This window comes from Leptolyngbya sp. UWPOB_LEPTO1 (assembly GCF_017302695.1).
Taxonomy (GTDB): domain Bacteria; phylum Cyanobacteriota; class Cyanobacteriia; order Leptolyngbyales; family Leptolyngbyaceae; genus Leptolyngbya; species Leptolyngbya boryana.
The window spans coordinates 13,306-36,252 of record NZ_JAFLCJ010000012.1; the positions used below are offsets into that span (position 1 = coordinate 13,306).

At 46.7% G+C, this 22,947-nt stretch carries 21 protein-coding genes; 13 read left to right on the plus strand and 8 right to left on the minus strand.

The window, feature by feature from the left end:
* Positions 1-2: 2 nt before the first annotated feature.
* Positions 3-380 (minus strand): hypothetical protein, encoded by a 378-nt coding sequence (locus J0L70_RS18070; RefSeq protein ID WP_190652881.1) that lies wholly within the window; start codon positions 378-380, stop codon positions 3-5.
* Between the two features lie 384 nt (positions 381-764).
* Between J0L70_RS18070 and murI the strand changes: the two genes are divergently transcribed.
* Positions 765-1,622: a glutamate racemase gene (murI, locus tag J0L70_RS18075; protein WP_353736646.1), complete on the plus strand. Its 858-nt coding sequence runs from the start codon at positions 765-767 to the stop codon at positions 1,620-1,622.
* Between the two features lie 14 nt (positions 1,623-1,636).
* Positions 1,637-2,002 (plus strand): hypothetical protein, encoded by a 366-nt coding sequence (locus tag J0L70_RS18080; protein ID WP_017288240.1) that lies wholly within the window; start codon positions 1,637-1,639, stop codon positions 2,000-2,002.
* A gap of 18 nt (positions 2,003-2,020) precedes the next feature.
* Here J0L70_RS18080 and J0L70_RS18085 read toward each other — a convergent pair whose 3' ends face one another.
* Positions 2,021-2,710 carry a LuxR C-terminal-related transcriptional regulator gene (locus J0L70_RS18085; protein WP_017288239.1) on the minus strand — a complete coding sequence of 230 codons (690 nt, stop codon included), beginning with the start codon at positions 2,708-2,710 and terminating at the stop codon, positions 2,021-2,023.
* Between the two features lie 24 nt (positions 2,711-2,734).
* Positions 2,735-3,877 carry a sensor histidine kinase gene (locus J0L70_RS18090; RefSeq protein ID WP_017288238.1) on the minus strand — a complete coding sequence of 381 codons (1,143 nt, stop codon included), beginning with the start codon at positions 3,875-3,877 and terminating at the stop codon, positions 2,735-2,737.
* 385 nt (positions 3,878-4,262) lie between these two features.
* On the opposite strand from J0L70_RS18090, the gene J0L70_RS18095 reads away from it, so the two are divergent.
* The 3 genes from J0L70_RS18095 (at position 4,263) to J0L70_RS18105 (ending at position 7,095) form a co-directional block, all read left to right on the plus strand.
* A complete protein-coding gene (locus J0L70_RS18095) occupies positions 4,263-4,691 on the plus strand; it encodes a Pvc16 family protein (protein ID WP_268184668.1) in 429 nt (142 codons plus the stop codon).
* A 131-nt stretch (positions 4,692-4,822) separates the two neighbouring features.
* Positions 4,823-6,811: a molecular chaperone HtpG gene (gene htpG, locus J0L70_RS18100; RefSeq protein ID WP_190652878.1), complete on the plus strand. Its 1,989-nt coding sequence runs from the start codon at positions 4,823-4,825 to the stop codon at positions 6,809-6,811.
* A gap of 149 nt (positions 6,812-6,960) precedes the next feature.
* The gene (locus tag J0L70_RS18105) at positions 6,961-7,095 is read left to right on the plus strand and encodes a hypothetical protein (RefSeq protein ID WP_017288235.1); all 135 of its coding nucleotides are present in this window, start codon (positions 6,961-6,963) and stop codon (positions 7,093-7,095) included.
* Between the two features lie 69 nt (positions 7,096-7,164).
* On the opposite strand, the gene J0L70_RS18110 is transcribed toward J0L70_RS18105, so the two are convergent.
* Complete coding sequence (locus J0L70_RS18110) at positions 7,165-7,629, minus strand: DoxX family protein (RefSeq protein ID WP_017288234.1); 465 nt, start codon at positions 7,627-7,629, stop codon at positions 7,165-7,167.
* Positions 7,630-7,820: 191 nt separating this feature from the next.
* Here J0L70_RS18110 and J0L70_RS18115 point away from each other — a divergent pair, with 191 nt between their 5' ends.
* The 5 genes from J0L70_RS18115 to J0L70_RS18135 all read left to right on the plus strand — a co-directional run bounded on the left by J0L70_RS18115 (position 7,821) and on the right by J0L70_RS18135 (position 14,508).
* On the plus strand, positions 7,821-8,171 hold the full coding sequence (locus J0L70_RS18115) for a DUF1257 domain-containing protein (RefSeq protein ID WP_017288233.1): 351 nt from the start codon (positions 7,821-7,823) through the stop codon (positions 8,169-8,171).
* 129 nt (positions 8,172-8,300) lie between these two features.
* Positions 8,301-9,119, plus strand: coding sequence for an endonuclease/exonuclease/phosphatase family protein (locus J0L70_RS18120; protein WP_287455435.1), 819 nt, complete (start codon positions 8,301-8,303; stop codon positions 9,117-9,119).
* 10 nt (positions 9,120-9,129) lie between these two features.
* Positions 9,130-10,572, plus strand: coding sequence for a cardiolipin synthase (gene cls, locus J0L70_RS18125; RefSeq protein WP_268184667.1), 1,443 nt, complete (start codon positions 9,130-9,132; stop codon positions 10,570-10,572).
* A 377-nt stretch (positions 10,573-10,949) separates the two neighbouring features.
* Positions 10,950-13,271 (plus strand): hypothetical protein, encoded by a 2,322-nt coding sequence (locus tag J0L70_RS18130; RefSeq protein WP_287455436.1) that lies wholly within the window; start codon positions 10,950-10,952, stop codon positions 13,269-13,271.
* Positions 13,272-13,326: 55 nt separating this feature from the next.
* Positions 13,327-14,508, plus strand: a complete 1,182-nt coding sequence (locus J0L70_RS18135) for a hypothetical protein (RefSeq protein WP_287455437.1) — start codon at positions 13,327-13,329, stop codon at positions 14,506-14,508.
* Between the two features lie 119 nt (positions 14,509-14,627).
* Here the strand turns inward: J0L70_RS18135 and J0L70_RS18140 are convergent, their stop codons facing one another.
* The gene (locus J0L70_RS18140) at positions 14,628-16,040 is read right to left on the minus strand and encodes a GTP-binding protein (RefSeq protein WP_287455438.1); all 1,413 of its coding nucleotides are present in this window, start codon (positions 16,038-16,040) and stop codon (positions 14,628-14,630) included.
* A gap of 69 nt (positions 16,041-16,109) precedes the next feature.
* Between J0L70_RS18140 and J0L70_RS18145 the strand changes: the two genes are divergently transcribed.
* On the plus strand, positions 16,110-16,490 hold the full coding sequence (locus J0L70_RS18145) for a hypothetical protein (protein ID WP_287455439.1): 381 nt from the start codon (positions 16,110-16,112) through the stop codon (positions 16,488-16,490).
* On the opposite strand, the gene J0L70_RS18150 is transcribed toward J0L70_RS18145, so the two are convergent.
* The 3 genes from J0L70_RS18150 to J0L70_RS18160 form a co-directional block, all read right to left on the minus strand.
* Positions 16,487-17,065 (minus strand): Uma2 family endonuclease, encoded by a 579-nt coding sequence (locus tag J0L70_RS18150; RefSeq protein WP_017288225.1) that lies wholly within the window; start codon positions 17,063-17,065, stop codon positions 16,487-16,489. The two genes, J0L70_RS18145 and J0L70_RS18150, sit on opposite strands and share 4 nt — an antisense overlap.
* 65 nt (positions 17,066-17,130) lie before the next feature.
* Positions 17,131-17,847, minus strand: a complete 717-nt coding sequence (locus J0L70_RS18155) for a Uma2 family endonuclease (RefSeq protein WP_287455440.1) — start codon at positions 17,845-17,847, stop codon at positions 17,131-17,133.
* Positions 17,848-17,858: 11 nt separating this feature from the next.
* Complete coding sequence (locus tag J0L70_RS18160) at positions 17,859-19,820, minus strand: FAD-dependent oxidoreductase (protein WP_287455441.1); 1,962 nt, start codon at positions 19,818-19,820, stop codon at positions 17,859-17,861.
* Between the two features lie 75 nt (positions 19,821-19,895).
* Here J0L70_RS18160 and J0L70_RS18165 point away from each other — a divergent pair, with 75 nt between their 5' ends.
* The gene (locus J0L70_RS18165; protein WP_287455442.1) at positions 19,896-20,726 is read left to right on the plus strand and encodes a FecR family protein; all 831 of its coding nucleotides are present in this window, start codon (positions 19,896-19,898) and stop codon (positions 20,724-20,726) included.
* On the plus strand, positions 20,707-22,929 hold the full coding sequence (locus tag J0L70_RS18170; RefSeq protein WP_287455443.1) for a CHASE2 domain-containing protein: 2,223 nt from the start codon (positions 20,707-20,709) through the stop codon (positions 22,927-22,929). The genes J0L70_RS18165 and J0L70_RS18170 overlap by 20 nt, the downstream gene beginning before the upstream one ends.
* Positions 22,930-22,947 lie beyond the last annotated feature (18 nt).

Genomic DNA, 22,947 nt, shown 5'->3' on the forward strand with positions numbered 1-22,947 from the left:
TCCTACAAAGTTTGAGCCAACCGCTTCAACGTTTCTTCCGCCAGCGCCAACTCCTCACGACTACTCGCTTCGAGTTCAACCTCACGCCCATCCGCAAACTTCGCCTTAATCTTGATCGGCTTATTCCCCAAGCGATCGCCCAAAAACCCAAACAGCGACTTCAACCCCTCCAACGTCACCGTCGCCCTCAGCAACCCCAACAAAAACGACCCAAACGCCTTACTGCCCTCCGGCGGATTGTCATCACTGACGCGATCGACCTTCACTCCGTCAATCTGTCTCATCTGCTGCCAGAGCGTCTGTGTCAATTTCTCCTGCTTCTCAGGACTCTCCGCATCTTGAAAACTCAGCATCAGTTCAAGCTTAGAGGCAGTACTCATAACCCATCCACACTCTACGAAACTTCCTCAGATTCTAACCCTCTGACGCAGAATTATCCGTACTTCCCCGGAATGCAGCCCGACAACATTGGCAACCCTGCTCAACAATCTGACCTCCCGACAGAAGCGATCGCGCTTTCCTCTCAAGTATTTCTGCAAATAGAATTCATGATTTCTTCTCTGAAGTCGATCTTGAGCCTCTGAGCAAGACCGCCTAGACTTAGAAAAAAGTTAACAGTCAGATAGAGGATTTTGAATTTTAGATTTTGGATTTTGATTGTAGAAACGTCCGAAAAGGACGGTTCAGGAATCGAAGTACACATTTACAATTCAAGCAGGAATTTTTTCTGATTTGGGCGTTTTACATTGGTGTGAGGATTCAGCATGAACATGGAAGTATCGAATTTTGGGGGATTTCTGCGAGATCTCCCGAATGGCTCTGATCCGATCGGGCTTTTCGATAGCGGGGTCGGCGGTTTGACCGTGCTACGCGAAATGTACCGTCAATTACCGAATGAATCACTTTTGTATTTTGGCGATACAGCGCGATTGCCCTACGGAACGCGATCGCAGTCTGAGATTATTCAATTCGTGCGCGAAATTCTCGATTGGATGGTGGCTCACCGCGCCAAAATGGTGATCATGGCGTGTAATACGAGTTCGGCTTTAGCGATCGAAACGGTACGTCAGGAATATCCCAACTTACCGATTTTGGGCGTGATTTTACCGGGTGCAAGTGCCGCCGTCCGACAAGGCAGACGCATCGGAGTCATTTCAACGCCAGCAACGGCTGCGAGCGATGCGTATCGACAAGCGATTCTCGAAGTCGATCCCACGGCTGAAGTTTGGCAGGTCGGCTGTCCTGAATTTGTGCCCTTAATCGAGCAAGGACGCATCGACGATCCTTACACCTACAAAGTGGCTCAAAACTATTTACAACCGTTACTCGACCAAGAAATTGACACGCTGATTTATGGCTGTACGCATTATCCGCATTTAGCACCTGTGTTGAAATCGATCGTGCCTGCTTCGGTGCAGTTTGTTGACCCGGCAGTGCATGTGGCGAAAGCAGCGGCTCAGGAATTGGAGATCTTGGGACTGCGAAATCAGCGTTCTCCGATGCCGACGCGGTTTTATGTCAGCGGTGATCCGAAACCATTCATGCAATTGGCACAGCAATGGCTAGGATGTAACACGATCGTGACTCAGATCTCGCTGTCTGAATCCGTTGCGGTTAGCTAAGCTAGAGAAAAGGTATGACCTCTCAGTTTCCCCAGGACTCGGAGGTCACGTTTCAAAATCCTGAATATGAAATGACTATGATGAATGCTTTATGGTTTCGCATTTTGAGAACGGTTTATCGTAAAGAGCCGATCACAGGATTTATTCTGACTGCGGGTGCAATGAATGTCGCGATCGGTGGGATTGATCAAAGCACTTCATTGGTGATTTTCGGATTGAGCACGGTGACGATCGCGTTAGCCTTGCGATGGTGGCATTTGTCGCATCGCCCTGCACCGATGAAAGTTTCGACTGAATCTTCTCGACGAGCGCCAATGCGAGCCTTACCAGAGCGATCGTCTCGCCCATCGTTGCCTACTTTATCAATTCCCAAAGATTAACTCGCTTCGTAGGCAGCATCAAGAATAACCGACTAGTCCCATCTTTAACGCTTTAATAATTGCCTGCGTTCGACTTGTCACACCTAGTTTGTTGAAAATCGCCGTCAAATGCGCCTTCACTGTCGCGACTGAAATATATAAATGGGCTGCAATCTCCTCATTAGAAGCGCCTTGCACCAACCAGTGCAACACCTCTTGCTCGCGCTCCGTCAAGTGTAACTTTACCTTCGCTTCTGAAGCTTGCCCGTTGTAAAACCGGAACGTCTGAAAAAATCGCGTTGCCAATTCTGGAGACAAATAAATCTGATCACTCAAAACCGTCTCGATCGCTTGAAATAACTGCGTCGCCAGATCATCCTTCACGACATAGCCATTTGCGCCAGCCCGCATTGCTCGAAACACCCATTCATCCTCTTGATGACCAGACAAAACGAGAATGCGCGATCGTAGATCTAGCTTTGCTAACTCCATCAAGGTCGCAATCCCATCTCCGGTTGCTAGCTCCATATCCAGCAGAATGAGCATAGGGTGCTGCTCCATTGCCAGTTGCACCGCTTGCTGTGAAGAAGCTGCTTCACCCACTACTGTAAATCGTTGATCATTCGTCGTGTTATAGAACTGAAGCAAGGTTTGTAGACCCTGACGGAACCGAGCATCATCATCGACAAGCAGAACAGAGGTTTGCTGAATAGTGGCAGGAGTGGACATAGTGAACTCGTAAAAATGGAACCGTTAGATCGCAGGCACGATCGATAATTTGGGGCTATATCGAGGCAGCGCCACCGAAAACTTCGCGCCGCCTTCTGGTAAATTGCCTGCCCATAGGCGACCATTATGCGCGTGAATGATCTTTTGAGCGATCGAAAGTCCTAATCCTGTTCCACCCGGACGACGAGAATAAAACGGAGTACAGAGATTTTCGACATCACTCTCAGACAAACCCACACCGTGATCGGAGATTTCGATCACGATTTCCTGGTCGGTCACTTCCCAGTGGCAATCAATCTGACTAGAGATAGGGCTGAAATGAATCGCATTGGAAATCAAGTTATCCAACACCTGCTTAAATTGCCAGGCATCGACATCGATCAGCATCAGCGATCGCGAATAGTTCACAGTAATGTCCTTCTCAGTCAGCCAAGGCTGCAACTGTTTGAGACTTTCCGTGATCAGTTCACTCAAATTGTGTTCCGCAATTCGCAGCGGTTTCTGTTTGACGGTCAATTGCTTCAGATGACGGCTGATATCCTGAATCGATGCCTGAATTGATTCGAGATGCGATCTGGAGTGCTGTTCAGAAACAGTCGTCAGTAGCATCTCAGTATAAATTTGAACTAGCGCGATCGGACTTTTTACCTGATGCTCAATGTGGTTGTTTTTTTGCTCTAACTGTTGGTACGACTGGCGTTGTGTATAAAGTTCGCGCACCATTGAGAGATGATGGCTCAACAGATTTGCGCAGTTTTCTATCAATCTTTTCTGCTTTGCCGTAAGAAGTTTGGGGGTTCCAAGCAACAGGTATTCCGGTTTGGTGGGACTAATCGGGCAAGCATAGAATCGAGGTTTTGATTTTGTAAAAACTTTAATCAATCGCCCGATCGAATTTTTGATCCACCAAGTTTCGGATGCCAAAAATGCTTGAGCCTCCGTATCTAACACTGACCAAAATTCGCGACCATAAAGCAAACACTGACGTTTTGAATGTTCTGGAGAATGAAAAACTAAACGAATGCCGAGATCTGGAAATTGAGACAAAATCTGCTCAATTTGCAACCGACAAAACGCTTGAATTGGATTCTCAGCAACTGTGGAAGGCTCGACCGTATGGGATACGATCGCAGAGGGAAACCGCTTAAATGAATGGACAGCTTGCATAACACCACAAGAATCCGAAGTTAGGGAAACACGACAAAATATCTTAAAAAGTGCGTGCTTTTTGCTTGTAATCCAATACGATCGGTTACAAGTTAAGCACATTGATAAAGAACCATACTTTTGTATAACCCAGAGTCCGAAAAGTCCTCAAAATTCCCACGGATTCTAATAAATATCTCAGTAATTTCCCGGAGGGAGGCAATTTATTTAACACCTATTTTGTAAAGACCTAATTTCGCATCGGTACTCTATACGGTGCTAATTGCCATCTTTTACCCGCTACATCTCGGTTTTCATCGTTTCTATTGACTCAGTTCGACTTACGGCTAACGATCTCTTCTCTGTGATCGTCATAAACTGTCCCCTTTAATCGCTACATAAGATAATGATTCCTGCCATTTCTAAAGCGCTAGCAAATGTGCTGGCGATCGAGACTTCTCTGAATGAAGTTGAACGGGTTGATTTTAATCCACCGTCTCAGTCGTTGATGGGCAAGGCGGCTCTCAATATCTACTGCTACAACTATTGCTGCGCTGAGAAAAAGCCGACGCTTCCAGAAGTCGCTTTAGCTTTCGTCATCAGCGCTTGGGATACGCCTGCTTGGGGTGACCAGCCATTATTATCAGAAGCTTTATCTTCGCTCAAAAAACATCGACAGCTTGAGCCAAAATTTTTATCCCCAGAACTAGAAGACTATCAAGCCTTATCGATCGAGGTGGATGCGATTCCAGCGATCGAGCCTGTGGTGTTGTGGGAGTCATTGGGATTACCGATGCGTCCAGCGTTGTATGTGACGGTGAAGGTTCCGACCTAGATCATCCCCCACCTCCCCACTCCCCACTTTCCGCAGGTGGGGAAACCCGCACTTAGCAAAATAGAGACGCAGGGCACAATCATCACGCACAATAAATGCGTTGCCTATAAACAGAATTTCTCCTTAAGCCTATGACCACCATCCTAGAGCAGGGGAATATCTCAATTCATACTGAGAATATTTTCCCGATTATCAAAAAATGGCTGTATTCAGACCATGAGATCTTCTTGCGTGAACTGGTTTCAAACGCGGTCGATGCACTGCAAAAACTGAGCATGGTGTCTCGCTCTGGTGAGTTTTCAGGCGAACTAGGCGAGTCGGAAATTGTCATTACGATCGACAAAGCAAACAAAACCCTCGCCATCTCGGATACCGGAATTGGGATGACGGCTGACGAGATTAAAAAATATATCAACCAAGTCGCATTCTCTAGCGCAGAAGAGTTTGTGCAAAAGTATCAGGCAAGCAGCGATCAGCAAATCATTGGTCACTTTGGATTGGGATTCTATTCGTCCTTCATGGTGGCGAAGCAGGTTGAAATTGATACCCTGTCTTACAAAGAAGGGTCACAAGCGGTCAATTGGATCTGTGATGGTTCGACTGAGTTCAAATTGTCGGCATCTGAGCGATCGACTCGTGGGACAACGGTAAAACTTCACCTCCAAGAAGAAGAACTAGAATATTTAGAGCCTTACAGAATTCGCCAACTGATCAAGACGTACTGCGATTTCTTGCCCTTCCCGATTAAGCTAGAAACCCTAGCATCTGAAGGACAGGAAGCAACTGCGCCAGAGCAAATTAACCGCCAAAAAGCACCTTGGAAAGAGTCACCTAGCAATCTCACCAAGGAAGATTATCTAGAGTTTTATCGCTACCTCTATCCGTTCCAAGATGAGCCGCTGTTGTGGGTGCATTTGAATACGGATTATCCCTTTGTCGTCAATGGCATTCTTTACTTCCCTAAACTCAAGCCCGATGTTGATGTCAGCAAGGGGCAGATCAAACTCTTCTGCAATCAAGTTTTCGTCAGCGACAACTGCGAAGAAGTTGTCCCACGATTCTTACTCCCACTGCAAGGGGTGATCGATAGCGTTGATATTCCATTGAACGTTTCGCGGAGCTTTTTGCAAAGCGATCGCACCGTCCGCCGGATTGCAGATTACATCGCGAAGAAAGTCGGCGATCGCTTAAAAGAACTCTACCGAGACGATCGAGAAGCTTATATCCGAAGCTGGCAAGACCTCGGAACCTTCGTAAAATTCGGCTCGCTGAACGATGACAAGTTCAAAAAGCAAGTCGAAGACATTTTGATCTATCGCACGACTGCGGATTTGAGCAAGCCGAAAGTTGAAGTCGAAACTTCAGAAGGCGATGTCTGGCAAGAGGCAAGTAATACGATCGACGGCAAGACTTACACCACCTTGCAAGAATACCTGGAACGCAACAAAGAGCGTCATGAGAATCGAGTCTTCTACTGCACCGATGAAGTGACTCAAGCAACGTATGTGCAGTTGCATACGAGCCAAGGTTTAGAAGTGTTGTTCATGGATTCATTCATCGACAGCCACTTTGTCAGCTTCTTAGAACGAGAGTACTCCCATATCAAGTTCTCACGAGTCGATGCCGAACTCGATGACACACTGATCGACAAAGACAAAGCAGAAGACATCGTTGACCCCAATACCAATCAGACACGGGGAGAACAGATCAAAGACCTCTTCCTCAAGGCATTAGGCAAGCCAAAATTGACGATTCGCACCGAGGCACTCAAAGGCGATAATGCGGCACCTCCGGCGATCGTCTTACTGCCCGAACAACTGCGCAGAATGCAAGAAATGAATGCACTCTTGCAGCAACAAGCAATGCAGTTTCCAGAAGAGCATATTCTGCTCGTCAATACAGCGCATCCAATGATTCAAAACTTAATGAATTTGAGTCAAGGCGCAATTGTTACCGGATCTGCTGCTTCTCCGTCGGCTGAGCTTGCCGATATGATTTGTCATCATGTGTATGACTTAGCCCTGATGGCGCAGAAAGGCTTTGATGCCGATGGGATGAAAGCCTTTGTTGAGCGATCGAACCAGGTGCTCACGAAATTGACCGAACGCGCCTTAAATTAGCCTTAAATTGCCCGCGCTACCACTCACGGCAGCGCGGGCAGCTTGCAAAGAATTGTGAATTGTAAACAAATATTTCAATAAATCAGTCTTTTGATGAAACTTCAGGCGTGGTTCGCTACGCTCTTAGATAGATAAGGAGGATTAACAAAATGACCACTGTGCCAGACAGCATTAGCTTGGTTGATTTATCAAGATTGTGGATTCAGAAAGCACTCGAAGAGATTGCTGCACAAAACGAAACCGATCAACCAGAATGCGTTGAGCAAGAAACAGAAGAGGAATAAAGTTTTGACTACGAAAGCAATGGTCTAGATCATATGATCTAGACCATTATTTTGTGATTTTTTACAGTATTACTGCTTGTTAAAGATTTTTACTAAGAAATGGTCGATCGAGAGATTTCCACCTCCCCCTGCTGCTAGAGCCAGATAGCAAAGCGAATAAACCGAAGCCGTTTCTAACGGGGGAATCTGAAACCCGCTATCCTTCAGGTGAAAGTAAACCGCGATCAGCATGGTGAAGAGTAGAGACAATGCGCTGAATCGAGTCAGCAACCCAGCGATTAAGAAAATAGAAGCGACGATTTCGGTATAAGCCGCTAAGTAAGTAAAAAAGGTTGGAAACGGTAATCCAATCACATTAATCACATGTTCAATAAAGCCTGGCACATCGGCTAATTTACTAAACCCGTTGTGAATCATTAATGACCCAACCACAACGCGAACTACAAGCCAAGCTGCTTGGAAGATTGGATTTGGGCTGAGGTCAGATTGCAGAATCGTTGAAATGAGCGATCGCTGAGAAGGGGCAACAGTCATTTTTTTCTCCAAAATGCGCTTTGAATCTTATGGAAACTGTAATTGAAATTGTTACATAACTCAATTTAACTACTCATTTTCTACGGAAAGCCTGACCTAAGATGAGAAATGCAGCCTTTGGATAGACGGTCGCAGCTAAGGGTGCTTGCTACCGTAGATGCAATTACTCATTTAAAGCAAGGTATATAGCTATGTCGCACTTTAGTACACTCCGCAGCAAGATTACGGATGCAGAATTGCTCAAGTCTTCTTTGCGCGATTTGGGTTTCACAGTTGAAACAAATGCAGAAGTCCGAGGCATGGGATGTCAGCGTGTTCATGCAGACATCGTTGCAGTCTTGGATGGCAGCTACGATATCGGTTGGATTCATAATGAAGATGGAACGTTTAGCATTGTGGCAGATCTCTGGGGTGTCGCCAGAAAGCATAACCTTGCAGAATTGATGACTTCAGTGAATCAGAAGTACGCAGTGCAGCAAACGTTGAATCAGGTGAAGCGTCCTGGATTACAAAATGCCAATGTGCAAGTGATGGTACGGTAAGGCGTGCTAGCCAAATCGTCTAGACCTCCGAGTTTCCCGTAAGCTTGGAGGTCTAGTGATGCAGAAAACCACGATCGTTTGAAAAGTATCTTAAGATAGGGTTCAAATGGTTGCATCTGGAATCAAATCATGGCGAAGTTAGGTTCTGAAATATTTACAACTCCCTTCAAAACGCTACTTCCGCCTTACCGATTTATTCCGACGGACGAAACGATTCTGCATCGACCGCACCAGCCCTCTCCGCTCAATGAGAAAGCCATTCGGGTGTTGAATTGGAATATTGCGAAAAATAATCACGATCGCAGTTGGCAAAAAGATTTTGATTGGATCGTCGATCGCTATCAGCCGGATCTGATTTTTCTTCAAGAAGTTCAGCTTTGCACCGAACTCAAGCATTTTGAACTCGCTGAACTCGGCTGGAGCTTTGCACCGAATTTTATTGATACGTATCGAAACATCTATGCAGGCGTTTTGACAGCTTCTCGTGCTTCTTGTGTGACTCGTAAGGCAGTACTCACAGAACATGCTGAACCCGTTTCTAATACGCCTAAAGTGTCCTTAGTGACTGAGCACCCTTTTGCACAAGGAACCCTACTGACGATCAATTCGCACTTAATTAATTTTGTTGAGCTAGATAAATTCAAAACGCAATTAGTTGAATTAGAAACTGCGATCGCAGCTCACGATGGAGCGATCATCTTTTCAGGCGATTTTAATACATGGAATCGATCGCGCTGGCAATTATTAGATAAGATGACGCGCAGGCTAGGGCTATCACGAGCGAAATTTTCAGAAGCAGATACACAAAACATCAAACGATTTTTGATGTCTCCTCCGTTAGATCACATTTTCTACCGAGGGCTGCATCAGAATTATTTACAGGCGCGGGTGCTCGATCAGATTCAGTCGTCTGATCATAAGCCGATGCTGGTCGAGTTCCATTTGTAAACCAAAATCTATGCTGGGCGTTGGCAGTTCGGTTCAGATTTTTAGCATTCTCACGATCGTCGTACACCTATTGGGAATTGTGAATGCGGCTCATGCGGTGATGAATGTACGATCGTCGCGCGGGGCAGTCGCTTGGAGCATCTCACTGCTGACGATTCCGTGGCTTGCGATTCCGTTGTATTGGATTTTGGGACGGAATCGGTTTTATGGTTATGCAGAGGCGTTGCAAGCGGCATACATTGAGCATAATGCTCAGGCGAAAGAAGCCTATCAAGAAATTCTAGAATGCAAAGCAGAATTACCTCCAGAGTTTTCTCCTTTGCAAGAGCTAGCAGACTCATTAACCACCATTCCATTTACAACGGGGAATTTTGCTGAATTGCTGGTGAATGGGAAAGAAACATTTACAGCAATGCTAACGGCAATACAAAATGCAACAGACTATATCCTGATTCAAACTTATACCTTAGACGATGATCAGATTGGGAATGAATTCTGTAAAGCGTTGATTCATAAATCAATGCAAGGTGTGCGAGTTTACTTGCTTTATGACGGAATTGGCACGCGAGGATTAGCACGATCGTATCTGCGATCGCTGCGGCAAGCAGGCGTTCGAGTTAATACATTTAAGAGTACGAAAGGACGCGGAAATCGCTGGCAAATCAACTTTAGAAATCATCGCAAAATTTTGATTGTGGATGGTGCGATCGGGTTTGTGGGTGGACTGAATATTGCAGATGAATATTTAGGATATAAACCGCCGCTGAGTCCTTGGCGAGATACGCATGTGAGAGTGCAAGGAACCTCTGTGAAATGCTTACAAGGCAGCTTCTTAGGCGATTGGTTTTGGGCAACTCGCAAGCTTCCGCAAGTTCAGTGGAATGTTGATCCAAAACCAGAATTTGATCAAGTGGCATTGGTTTTGCCCACAGGACCGGCTGATCAGGTTCCGGCTTGTACGTTGTTTTTTGTCAATGCCATTAATCAAGCAAAGCAACGGCTCTGGATTGCAAGTCCTTACTTTGTGCCGGATGATTCGATCGCGACGGCTCTCAAACTTGCAGCCATTCGGGGAGTCGATGTGCGAATCTTACTGCCTAATCGTCCTGATCATTACATGGTCTACTTTTGTGCATTTTCTTACTATATGGAAATGCAGACGGCTGGCGTGAGAATTTACCGCTATCAGCCTGGATTTATGCATCAAAAAGTAATTTTGATTGATGATGCGATCGCGGGAGTCGGAACTGTGAATTTAGATAATCGATCGTTTCAATTGAATTTTGAAGTGACGTTATTTGTAATTCATCAGGCATTTGTGGAAGCAGTTGAAGCAATGTTGCAGGATGATTTACAGCTTTGTTATTTAGTCACCCCTTCGGATTATCAGCAACAATCCCTATGGCTGAAGTTGGTTGCACGGATTGCACGACTGTTTGCGCCAATTTTATAGATTGATTCGGCGTTGGTGCATGAATAGCAAAAGCGACTATTTCGGGGGTGAAGGAAGCCGAGATTACGATTCAACTCGATAGCTATCAGGTTTGGCAATCTCGATCATGCGGATGCGATCCTGACAAACTTTCGGTTTTTTCAAAAAAAAATCAGTCTCCTTGCATATGTTCTGACTTTCCATCGTGTAACTCATCACAAGCTTAAATGCTTGACACACGTTACACAACGCAGGAAACACAATCATGCACATTGACCGCGCGTTTTTATTTCAATCATTCCTAGGTCGATTAGGCGCAAAGGGCAACGAACAACAATTCGCTTGATCGACTCGGACAATCTTTCAGTACAACCCAATCAACACCTTAGAGGTGAACTATGCGATGGCTCATCAATGGGAGCATCGGATTTTTGGTGTGGTTGAGTTGGGGAATTCCAGCCTGTTTTGCAAACTCAGAAGTTCAATCCGTGCCCAACTTAATAACACAGATGAACTCACAAGCCTCTCCTCAACCTTCATCTCCCCTGAAACGACTTTCCCAACCACTCAAACCTGAACAATTTTCTAGCAAGCCAACTGTACTTACAGTCCGTTCAACTGAAGAAATACGGCTCAAGCTAGCTCATCTTCCTACAACAAACGAAGGTACACTGTCCGTTTTTCTAAATCAAGTTGATGTCACATCTCAAGTTGCCATTACGGGCAATGAGCTGGTTTATCGATCGCGATTATTGCCCCTCACACCTGGTGAGCACACTCTCACTGTCTATATGGTTAAGAGTGCAGAACAGTGGATCGTTTTAGAGACTTTTGTACTCAAAGTAGATCCAACCACAGCACAAACGCCTCAATCGTCGAATCAATCATCTTCTACCCCGCAACCTGTAACACCGAATTCCGATCCATCCCGCCCCGCCAATTCATCGCCTGAAACACCAAAAACTCCAGAACAACCCACATCTGAGACTCCAAAGCCTACTACTACCCGCGCCGAAGATCTCAAATTCACTCCGAAGCTGAACGTCAACTTCAAATCTCAAGTCGCTGAAGCCCGCACGCCGGATGCAGGCAGATCGGAGCGTCCAACTTTTGCTGATTTGGCGTTGACAGGTGGATTCGCCGCTCAGTATCAGAGAGATAACTTTAATGTTCAAGCGAACTTTAATCTCGCAGGTAGCACCAATCTGCAAGAGGCATTGCGCTTTAACACCTTAAAAGAAGCTGCACCCCAAATCGATTTGAGTGATTACTTGCTCGATGTGAAAGTGGGAAATGCACAGGTTTCTGTTGGACATCAATGTTATGGAAATCATCCCTTTCTCTTAGACAATCTCTGCTCGCGTGGCTTAAGCAGTAAGATTCAAATCAGTAAGCGGGTCAATTTGTCGATCGCTCATATCAGCACCACGAGTGTAGTGGGCTTTGACAATTTCTTAGGCATAGAGCACCAAAACAATACCCTGACAGCCGCAACGCTCGGTATGCAACTGCTCGATAATCCCGCAGGCGGAGTTCGATTAGAAACGACCTTTATGCGGGGGTCTCGTCAACCGATTGAGAACTTTAATGTTGGTGAAGTAGTCGATGCAGAAAAAAGCCAAGGATTCGGGGTGCGGTTGTTTGGCACAGATCCCTCTGGTCGGTTGAAACTTGATGCAGGCTATGTCCGCAGTCGCTTTACAAATCCGACGGCTGATCCACAATTGGTTGATAATCTAACTGTGGCGAGAGTGCAGCCTGTGACCCGCAGTGCTTGGTTTGTTGAGACAAGCTATGATTTGCTCAAAAATGTCAAACTGGATGCCACTCGCACCCTAGATTTGTCATTTAACTTTCGGCATGAGCGGCTTGATCCACAGTTTGGCACAGTCGGAGCAAGTGTGACGGTTGATCAACTCCGAACTCGCTTCGGGGTCAATGCTGCGATCGCAGGAGCCACCATTCAATTTCAAACCGATCAGTCCGAAGACAATCTAGCAAATATCGCGACTATTCTAAAAACCAAAACTCAAAACCGTTCTCTAACTATCAATGCGCCCTTACAAACGATCTTAAACAGCAGCAATAAGTTATTACCAACCTTAACTTACAGCTTTCAACGCACTCATCAGTTTGGAGCAAATCAGCCAGTTGAGGCTCTATCTGGGTTTGATCCCTCAGAAATTCCTGATCAACTCACCACAAGCCATAAATTTGGGACAGCTTGGTCGATCGACAATTTCAGCCTTAGCTATCAATACTCGAATACTTTTCAAGACAATCGCCAACCTACGCGAGAGTTGGCAGACTTTAGCACGATGAATCACCAAGTCTCGATCGCTTGGCAAGTGAATCCACGATTGAATCTTGCCTTGGGCTACAATTTCACAAGCGCAAAAAGCTTTGAGCAAGGCATTACTCGCTTTACGAGTAGCCCAACGCTTAGTATCAGTTGGGTGATGTTTCCGAATTTAACGCTCGCATTCAATTACAACCGTACCGATGAGACAGATTCGCTGAATCAAAAAATCACACGCGCCACGAATTTGGAAGCCTTACTCACTTGGCAATTTCAGATGCATAGCTTGGGTCGAGAGATTCCAGCAAGTGCATTTATCCGTTATGGGACACAATCTACGATCGCACATGACCCTCTATTCAATGTGGATACGAATGCCACGATTCAGACGGTCAGTGCAGGCTTAAATTTTAGTTTTTAACAATGGAATCAGTGGAGAGGTAATGAAACTAAAACTGAAATTATTGAGCATATTCATGGGTTCAGCTATCTTTGGATTGTTGATGAGGATGCCCACTGCCGAAGCCGTGATTGTCAGCCCGAAAGGGGTGAATGTTCGTACCTTCGGAGCAACCACGGTGTTTCTCACGTTTGTGGGGCTAAACAATCAAACTCCGGCGGAAGGGCTGTGGTGCGGTGCGATTAATGCCGATCAATCTTGTGTGCCTGGGACAATCTTCGGTCAGCTTCCAGCCCGTAGTAATCGCTCCCGACTCAGCGGATCGAACAACTATACCGATATCATGACCATTCCGCCTTCGGTCGCTCGACGAGCCTATCAAGACGCGATTCGAGGGAATTCGTCGCAGTTTTTCTATGTCCGACGGTTTGTGAGCAGGACGGGCGCTCCGGATGAATTTGTTGCTGTCACTTGCCGACTTGCAGGAGGCGGGGCACGGGTTCCGCTCGCGCTAACTGAGGTGCGCTTAGCATTTGAAGATGGTCAGCCAGTGCCAGCGATCGCGACTGGAGAAACTTTGCCCCGATTTGGGGCTGAAATCTCCTACAACGGCACTGGACGACTAAAAGGACGCTGGGAAGTTGTGCTACCAGGTGATCCTCTGCCGAGTGAGCGAGATCGGCTTACCGAAGCAACGCTGCCGATCGAAGAACGTCCCTTGCAACGTCGCTATACGACCCTTCAGCGCTTTGATGTGTTTGTTCCACCCACAGGACGAGTGTTTATCCCAGGGCCTAGTCCAAATACCTTACCCAAAGGTTCCACCGGGCTGCATTTCATTTTGCTGAGAATTGAGGCGACAGACGATCGTGAAGGCAATTCAGATACGGGGATTGGAGTTGTAAATTCTGGCGGAGTTGCTGGATTTCCCCTGCCAGTGCTCCGCTACTTCGTAACCAACGATAAGCGCCCATTGAACTTAGTACAGCCAAACGATGGAGCGAGACTATCGGTTCAACAATCAATTCAATTTAAATGGCAGGGAGTGGATGGAGCATATAGTTACAAGCTAGAGGTTAGACAGGGTGAGGTTGTGGTACTCTCTGCTCTGCTAGGAGCAAATCAAATGAGCTATACTGCTCCACCTTGGTTGAAGGAGAAAATACAGCAGCGGTTACAGTGGAAAGTGCAAGCACTGAAGGAAGATGGGACTACGATCGTAGAATCAACCGCGAATGAATTCCAGATTCAGCCTTGAAATGCGCTTAGAAGCGATCGACTTTTGTTGCTTTGGCTATTCATCCAACAAAGCCGATTGATTCAGAATTTCTCAAATCACAACAGCCAATTCTTAACCTATTCGCCTCAGTGTTCGAGCTAAAGCAATTCCTGACGCAATCGATAAATAATCGTCTTCGCATCTACCTGATCGAGAATTTCTCGAATCACAGTATTTGCTCCCTGCGCTCCCCAAGTACAGCCATTTTCTAAATAAATCTGCGCCGCTCGTCCCACAGAATACGAGCCATATCCAGCAATGCCAGCCTGCACGATCGCAGTTCCCGCCAAAGCCGAAAAGCCAGCACTGCCATCGACTCCAGTTGCCAAAGCCGCTGCACTTTTTCCCATTCCTAGTAAAATTCCACTACCAATTTCACCGAGCAGCAAACTTCCTGAACTCACCCAAATCGTGTTTAGCAGTTTCCCTGCTTCATGGCGCGTCATCGGCAATCCATACAAATTCGCCAACGCTTGAATCATAGCCAGATCGGATGCCACTCCACCGATCAGATCAAGAAATGCGATCGGGTTCAACGCAATCGCGATCGCTTTATAGCGCGTAAACTTCCAAATCAAAGCCTCCGCTTCCACGTCTCGCAACTCCATGACTTTCGTTGCAATCTCAGTTTCAGCGGTTCTCGCCTGAGTCAAAGCATTCAAAGCTAACAGCGATCGACCTTCTCGATTCAGAATCGTTAAAATCTTGGCTTTTAATTCTTCAATCTGCGGCGGGGGCGATTCCCACTCGTAGCTGACCCGACCGTCTGGATATTCCACCCGCATTTGTAACGGCGCAGGTTCAGCCGCAACCATGACAATTTCATCAGAAGTCAACAGATGCTCTAAGCGATCGCTACTATTGCTGCGAATGCCTAAATTTTGCAAATTTCGATAGATCTCTTCTCGTGATTGATCCGGATACAGATCGACTTTGTTAAATACTAAAATCAATGGCTTTTGAGCCTGCCGCAAATCACAAAGCGCCTTGTATTCTGTCCGAGTGATATCGCCAGAAATTACAAATAAAATTAAATCCGCCTGCCGAGCCACTGTCTGCGCCATGTCGGCTCGCGCCTGTCCATCAATCTCATCTAATCCTGGCGTATCAATCAATTCAATCTGAATCTTGCTGGAAGACTCCGGCACGATCGCTTGATCTTCCGCCACAAATCCGCCGCTTGGCGACCAGGTGACCAGCCTCGGCTGTTGCGTGACTCCATTCAACGGACCCGTTTCAAAAATTTTCTCGCCAATCAGCGCGTTCAAAATCGCCGATTTACCGCGACTGACTAAGCCAAACACAGCAATTCTCAGCACAAAGCGATCAAGCTTACTTAAATTCGTCGAAATTGTCTCAAGTTCAGCCTTGAGCGCGGTTTGGAGAGCGGGATTTTTGGTCGATCGTAAAAACTGGGAATAATTCGTGAGCGCCTGACGCAAACTTGCCCGCGCTCGATTGAGGTGGGTTTCTTGAGGATTCGGACGCGATTTAGGAGAGGCTTGACTCAAAGCAAATTAGACCAACGGCATCTACAATCTATTCTCATCCAAATTTGTAAAAATCGGGTTCAGAAGTTTATGGAAGCATGGCAATTAGAAGCAATCCGCAAGCTTGAATCAGAGTACGGAACCGTTCCGCCTCCTTGGGTTGTCTTCAACGAGCATCCGTATAGCCTCTGTTGGCGAATGGGCGGTGGAGAAGCACATATCGAGGTGTGGTCAGACTGGTGGGAAGAAAAAGATTACTCTGAAGCTGAGAAGATTGAATACTTTCGCCAGTGGAAACCTCCTGCTAGCTGGCTGGAATGGATGATCGACGCGATTTGGGAGCCTGCTGATACGGATGAAGAGGAGCTTGCAAATTTTGCACGAGCAGAAGCACTTGGATTTGGCAGTAAGGCAGAGTTCGATCGAGCAATCAGCGATCCAAAATGGTTGGAGTCAGACGAAGTTTTTTAGCGCTTCAGTGCCGCTCGAAATTCCCGAACAGCATCATACTGGTCATAGTAAGTCATGTAGCGGCAGAAAAGCTCAATCGGGAAATCTGGCAAAAGTTGGCTCTGCGTTATTTTTTCATAACGATCGCGAAGGTGATAGATTTCAAGCGTTCCATCTTCCCAAAACCAAACTTCCGAGACTCCCAATCGACGATAAACTTCTAGCTTATTCACACCTCCACTTGTTACGGTGATTTCAACCACTAAATCAGGTTGGGGCTTCTTATATTCCAAGTTATAAGCTTCATCTGGCTCATTTCTGGCTTTGATCGCTTCTGTGCCCATCGTCGCGCTGCCCCGACCATAAAAGCGAATCCCAAAGACTTCAAAGTAAGTTTCTAACAGTCGTCGAAACAGCACCTTAAAGTCTTCGTGTTCTTCACTAACAGGCATAACCTCAACAGTTCCATCCAGATAAATCAATTTGATACCAGCAATATCTTCGAGAGAGCGATCGAGTTCCTCAAACTGCTTCCAGGTCAGATGATGAATGACTTTTGCGGGTCTGGGTTGAGAAGTCGATGAAGTGGCAACCATGAGTAGAGTAAAGAGAACCTTTTCAACGTTGTCTTAATTCTGCGATCGATAAAGCGATCGACGTTTTACAGAAAAACCTGAAATGCCAAAGTAAATCCTGGGACGACATCTTCTCCACTCAAGGTTGCTGATTCGGGGTATTGTGTCACCGAACCATCTGCACGATAGACAAAAGCCGTTTTGTTTTTACAATCGATCAGCCAACCTAAGCGCACGCCGTTTTCGATATATTCCTGCATTTTTGCTTTTAATTCTGTGAGTGAATCGCTTATCGATCGAATCTCAATCACAAAATCAGGTGCGACAGCAATAAATTGATCTTCTTGTTGTCGCCAATTTTGGGGCAATCGATCTTTTGCAACAAACGCAGCATCGGGAGATCTTACCGCAGTGTTTGATAAGCGAAAGCCAGTCGTCGGCCCAAAAACTTCACCTAAATCATTTCGCTCAACATAAACTAAAAGATACGCACCAGCTTTTGCTTCTCGATTTCCTGAAAGTCCGCCCATTGGAGGCATTGTCACCACACTCCCGTCTGCATTCCGCTCGAATCGCAGTTCAGGATTTTTGGAACTCATTTGCATCAGTTCTTCGTCGGTAATCTCAATGAATGCAGGATGTACCATGAGCCTGTCCAGAATGCGACGGTATTCCTGAACTATAGCAGAGAAATTATTCGGAGTTCGATCGCTGAAATGCAAGTGAATTTTATCGATCGGCTTTCCGAGTTGAAGGATTTGTGAAAATGCACGATCGCTGAATCTCTCAGTGCGATCGCACATTTTCAACCTCCCTACTTCCAGTTCTGCCAATTGGTATTCAGAATTGTCGTACCCGGAAAAGCAGTCGGATTGTTATTCTCATTCAGTCGCTTTTGCAATTTCTCCAAGTTCGGACTTGGATTGGGCAGATTCTCCACCAATTGATACGGAGCAATTCCCGTTTCGAGTGAGAATGTGGCCGTCGTTCCCGCTGCCGCACCCGCAGACCATTCGATCGAATGCACTCGATACGCCGATGCCGCGATATGACTCATCGCAATGCTTTTCCCAGCCACAATCAAATTATCGATCTTCTGGGGAATCATCGCTCGGAGTGGAATCTGAAATGGAAACGTTTCACCTGCACCTTGTCGCTCTCCCGGACGCTCCTGATTTCCAGGCTTTTCGGGTGGGGATTCAACCATACAGGGATGAAAATCGAGCGGATAATGTCCAATCCCAACGCTGTCAGGATAGATGTGCGATCGACCTCTTGATTTCACCGTTTGCGGATCAATCTGTCCTCGAATCACTGCAATCGCCCGTCGTCCAGCGATCGAAACTGACAAATTCCGAAATGTTTCAGGATCAAGATTTTCAGTGTAAAAGCGATCGCTGAAATCCTTGCGCGATACCGTCACTTCATCCATGAGAAAACCATTCGGATAGCCATAAGTCGGTCGTCCAACAATTCGACGCGCTTCTCGCATGTAAGGATACTTTGACAATCCATGCACAGTTCCCATCGGCGAATCCAATCCCGTCAAGTAACGCAGATTCGGGACAGGCTTCTTAATCGGTTGTTTCGCATCCGTTGTGCCGGAATGGAACCAGTGAAAAAAGCCGATCGCTTGTTCTTCACCACCCTGCAATCCACTGACCCGAAACCCGCCCATCCAGTCTGCAAGCTGTCCAGTCGATTGCAATTGCTCACGCGACAGCAAATAGTTATCTAAACTCGTTCCAGGCGCATAGTCATTGCCCCAGTTCCAATTCTGCATGGAAATATCACCCGGATTGACCACGCGACTTCCCGCTTTTGGATCGACACTCCGAATTCGACGATAAGTAAAAACTAGCTCAGGAGCTTCCGCATAGCGCTGATCGTTAAAGCTATAAGACTGGGCATAGCGAGGGTAGAAATCAGGAGGCGTCACAGATTGAGGAGTTGCCGTCGCTTCCATTGCAAAGGTGTAAGTATAGCCCTGGGGGCAGTAGGCATAATCCGTTTCGCTCGATGACGAAGGATTGCGATACGATCGCGCATCCAGTCCTAACCGATAAGGAACATCCGTCAGGGCAACTAGCTCTCCCGTCTCGGTCGCATCTAGTACGTACCAGCGACCCGATTTTGGTGGAACGAAGCGAATGATTTTTTTCTGAAACAGTTGCGAATTTTGTTCGGTATAGCTATCGAGAATTGTTTGAGACAGAGGATAGGTATTGAGAGGCGGAGCATTCGGAGCAGGACTGTGTTGAATCGCACGAATCGATCGAATTTCAGAGCCTTCGATACTCAGAGATTTTGCAACGGTATTTGGGAAAAAGTAGAGTTTTCCTTTGCCTTCTTTTTCTGCTTCTTTTAGCAGCGATCGTAGAATTTCATCGCCTTCTTTGGGCATAAAGCACACCAAGCTCACCCAACAGGCACCTGGATTTTTGCCTTGGTTTTCCGCCAAAATGCGCTTGCGAAATTCAGCGTAACCGCGTGGAAAAAGTAATCGCGATCGCTGAGTCGGTTTCTCATCTAAAGCTGACGTTCCCTGTGACGAGACTTGTCCGCCGATCCAGTCGGTAATTTCGGTCATGCAGACTGTTCGTCCCGCTTTCAACGCTTCGTAGCTCGCTGCCACTCCCGCTAGTCCTCCACCGACGATCGCGACTTCGCAATTTACTTCTTGATCGATCGAGCGTGAAGTCGCAGCCTCTACTCGGAACATTGAAAATAGTGCTATGACACTCGCTCCAATTCCCAAGCGTAAGAATAATTTCATATCTAAAGCTTTTCAGATGTAATTTTAACTGAACTAAACTAGGCGACATTTACAAAATATGCAAGAATCTTTTTCATGAAATTCATCCTTTTTCCTTGCATTCTCTCCACTCTCTTAATTCCAACCATCGCTACTGCCCAACCTGTGAATGTGCGGGTTGAGCGATGGTTAGCCATTCAGCAAATTTCAGGAACCGTTAACTACAATCGTGCGTCTGCAACTAGGGCGGCAAGAGTAGGCGATCGCTTAGAAACCGTTGGCGATGGGGTTACGACCGGCACTCGATCAGCAGCTTCGCTCCTATTCGATACGGGAGTGGGTGTGCTTAATATGCTAGAGAACACAAATTTGAGAGTTCGGCGCATGGACAGAACTGCGGATGATGGACGCATTACCCATTTAGATGTGACTCGGGGACAAGTTCGCCTCAAGTTGCGGCGATTTACTAGTCCCAACTCCGAAGTAGAAATTCGGACTCCTGCAGGTATCAGTGGGGTTCGAGGAACAGACTTTGGCGTAGTTGTACAGCCCGACGGCAAGACTGGGGTTGCAACACTTGAAGGCGCGGTGATGACTTCAGCACAAGGCTCAGAAGTCTCTGTTCCTGCTGGCTTTCAGAATTTCACGATTCCAGGAGAGCCTCCTTCTACGGCAGTTCCGCTTCGCGATGATCCGAGTTTGAAAGCGAACTTTGTGAAAACGATCGATCGAGGACTTCGTAAGGTTCAACTGGTTGGTCAAGTTGATCCGGTCAATGTCGTCACCGTTGATGGACAGCCCCAATCGACCGATCGCAATGGACAGTTTACGACCGCTGAAGTTTTTGCGCGCTCATTTTTGCGGATCAATGTAACGGTGACTACTCCATTGGGAAAAACTCAATCCTATGAACTGGCGCTCCGATGAGGTGAGATGGCGTTTTCTTCCAGGTGCGATCGCCACCATTCTGATGGCAAGCTTGTTTCATTTCGGTCTACTCAGCCCCCTCGAACAGATTGGATATTCGACGCTATTTCAATTGCGAGGAGAACGAAAATGGGACGATCGCTTAGTTTTAATCAAAATTGATGAGCCAAGCATCAAACAATTCGGACAATTTCCTTGGAAAAGAAGCCGTTATGCTGATTTGCTCGATCGTCTCACTCAAGCTGATGCGAGTATCATCGCGTTCGATCTTTTATTTTCAGAGTCGAGTCCAGATGATGCCGCCTTTGCCCAAGCGATGCTGAAATCGAAGCGAGTCGTACTCGCTCAAGCCGAAGATGAATCTGGACAGCCGCTCTTGCCGATTCCAGAACTGAGAGATGCAGCCGTCGCAAGTGGTCATATTCGCATCTGGGCAGATACGGATGGCATGACCCGAGCCATCCAACCCCAAATCAACGGGACTTTAGCATTTGGGATTGCGACAGTCATGTCGTATTCGATGATGCAAGCCGCGATCGCGATGCCTGATCTCAGTCACCCGATTTGGCTCAATTGGGTAGGACGCGCTGATCAGATCCAACAATATTCCTTCGCAAGCGTCGTCCAAGGCGATGTCCCAGATTCAGCTTTCCGAGACAAAATCGTGATCGTGGGAATGACGGCGACTGGAATGGATGCGGTTCCCACTCCGTTCAATCGCTATCCGCTTGCTAGTGGAGTCCATTTGCAAGCAACGTTGATCGATAACGTTCTGCAAGGCAATCCGGTATACTCGATGCGTCATCCGGTGATTACGCTCTTAATTTTTGCGATCGGCGGAGTTGGATTTAGCATTCTCTTAAGCTTTTACCGAACTGGCATACAGGTGGCGATCGCAGGTTTTGCGATCGCGGGTTGGATTGGGGGCAGTGTCACCGCACTGCAAGCGAATTACTTACTGCCCGTTGCGCTACCGATTGGGTTAGTGGTCAGTAGTACCATTGCGACTGCCTTGATCGAGCGATCGCGCATGAATGCTGCTCTCAGACAGCAAGTTGATCAACTTCAGCAACGCTATCAGACGACAGTTGTGACTCGTCCCGTTCCCGAAGCGACTTCTATTCGTGAGATTACTCAACTCACGACGCTAGCCGACCAACTGGGACAAGCACAATTGACTCAACAGGCAATCACACATAGTTTAGCGATCGGGCTAATTGCAGCCGATTTAAGGGGGCAAGTTTGGTTTTGTAATGAGATCGCGACTTCGCTGCTCCATGTCGAGATTGATCAAGCACTCGAAGCGATTTTGGTTCCAGAATGGCTGTGTTTGGAGCAGTGGCAGCAAGTTTTAGAGCAGCCACATACTGTTTTCGTCGAAAAGTTTTATCAGCAAAAGTGGTTTCGTTTACAAGTTGAACCGCTGAGTGTGCAGACCGATGGTGTTTTAGTCTCGCTAGAAGACATCACCATTCGCAAAGCGATCGAACTCAATCTGGGCGATCAAATTCAAGAACTCAATCAACTCAGTGAACTGAAAGATGAATTTTTGAGCACAGTCTCTCACGAGTTGCGCACCCCGCTCACGAATATGAAAATGGCAATTCAATTGCTCAAGATCGCGAGCACTGAAACCCAGAAAGAGCATTATCTGCAAATTTTAGAAAACGAATGTAATCGAGAATCAGATTTAGTCAATGGTTTATTAGATTTGCAGCGAATCGAGTCTGGGCAGCAGCCCTTGCAATCCACATCGATCGAACTTCAAACCTGGCTACCGACGCTGCTAGAGCCGTTTTATCGGCGCACAGAAACCCGACAGCAAGAGTTCAATGTGATTATTGATCCTAGTCTTCCGATATTGAATTGCGATCGAGCTGCTGTAGAAAGAGTTCTCGTTGAATTGATCAATAACGCCTGCAAATACACACCTCCAAATGAACAGATTGTTGTCAGCGCGGAGTGGATTGCACCCTGGATTGAATTTCGAGTCGAGAATTCTGGCATTGAGATTCCTGATGAAGCGATCGATAAAATCTTCGAGCGATTTTATCGGGTTCCCAATGCTGATCCTTGGAAACAGGGCGGGTCAGGCTTAGGGCTGGCATTAGTGAGATGCTTAGTTGAATCGTTGCAAGGCAAGATCGAACTAAAGTCTGAACCGAATTGGACAATTTTTATTGTCAGATTTAAAAGCGAGTGAAGCCGAGATTCAAAGCAG

Coding starts and splice junctions, on each gene's coding strand:
- J0L70_RS18150 (WP_017288225.1), bottom strand. CDS start 17,065: ATGGTTGCCACTTCATCGACTTCTCAACCCAGACCCGCAAAAGTCATT.
- J0L70_RS18110 (WP_017288234.1), bottom strand. CDS start 7,629: ATGACTGTTGCCCCTTCTCAGCGATCGCTCATTTCAACGATTCTGCAA.
- J0L70_RS18120 (WP_287455435.1), top strand. CDS start 8,301: ATGGCGAAGTTAGGTTCTGAAATATTTACAACTCCCTTCAAAACGCTA.
- J0L70_RS18070 (WP_190652881.1), bottom strand. CDS start 380: ATGAGTACTGCCTCTAAGCTTGAACTGATGCTGAGTTTTCAAGATGCG.
- J0L70_RS18135 (WP_287455437.1), top strand. CDS start 13,327: ATGGGTTCAGCTATCTTTGGATTGTTGATGAGGATGCCCACTGCCGAA.
- J0L70_RS18095 (WP_268184668.1), top strand. CDS start 4,263: ATGATTCCTGCCATTTCTAAAGCGCTAGCAAATGTGCTGGCGATCGAG.
- J0L70_RS18085 (WP_017288239.1), bottom strand. CDS start 2,710: ATGTCCACTCCTGCCACTATTCAGCAAACCTCTGTTCTGCTTGTCGAT.
- J0L70_RS18130 (WP_287455436.1), top strand. CDS start 10,950: ATGCGATGGCTCATCAATGGGAGCATCGGATTTTTGGTGTGGTTGAGT.
- J0L70_RS18115 (WP_017288233.1), top strand. CDS start 7,821: ATGTCGCACTTTAGTACACTCCGCAGCAAGATTACGGATGCAGAATTG.
- cls (WP_268184667.1), top strand. CDS start 9,130: ATGCTGGGCGTTGGCAGTTCGGTTCAGATTTTTAGCATTCTCACGATC.
- J0L70_RS18105 (WP_017288235.1), top strand. CDS start 6,961: ATGACCACTGTGCCAGACAGCATTAGCTTGGTTGATTTATCAAGATTG.
- htpG (WP_190652878.1), top strand. CDS start 4,823: ATGACCACCATCCTAGAGCAGGGGAATATCTCAATTCATACTGAGAAT.
- J0L70_RS18080 (WP_017288240.1), top strand. CDS start 1,637: ATGACCTCTCAGTTTCCCCAGGACTCGGAGGTCACGTTTCAAAATCCT.
- J0L70_RS18090 (WP_017288238.1), bottom strand. CDS start 3,877: ATGCAAGCTGTCCATTCATTTAAGCGGTTTCCCTCTGCGATCGTATCC.
- J0L70_RS18155 (WP_287455440.1), bottom strand. CDS start 17,847: ATGTGCGATCGCACTGAGAGATTCAGCGATCGTGCATTTTCACAAATC.
- J0L70_RS18170 (WP_287455443.1), top strand. CDS start 20,707: ATGAACTGGCGCTCCGATGAGGTGAGATGGCGTTTTCTTCCAGGTGCG.
- J0L70_RS18160 (WP_287455441.1), bottom strand. CDS start 19,820: ATGAAATTATTCTTACGCTTGGGAATTGGAGCGAGTGTCATAGCACTA.
- J0L70_RS18165 (WP_287455442.1), top strand. CDS start 19,896: ATGAAATTCATCCTTTTTCCTTGCATTCTCTCCACTCTCTTAATTCCA.
- murI (WP_353736646.1), top strand. CDS start 765: ATGAACATGGAAGTATCGAATTTTGGGGGATTTCTGCGAGATCTCCCG.
- J0L70_RS18145 (WP_287455439.1), top strand. CDS start 16,110: ATGGAAGCATGGCAATTAGAAGCAATCCGCAAGCTTGAATCAGAGTAC.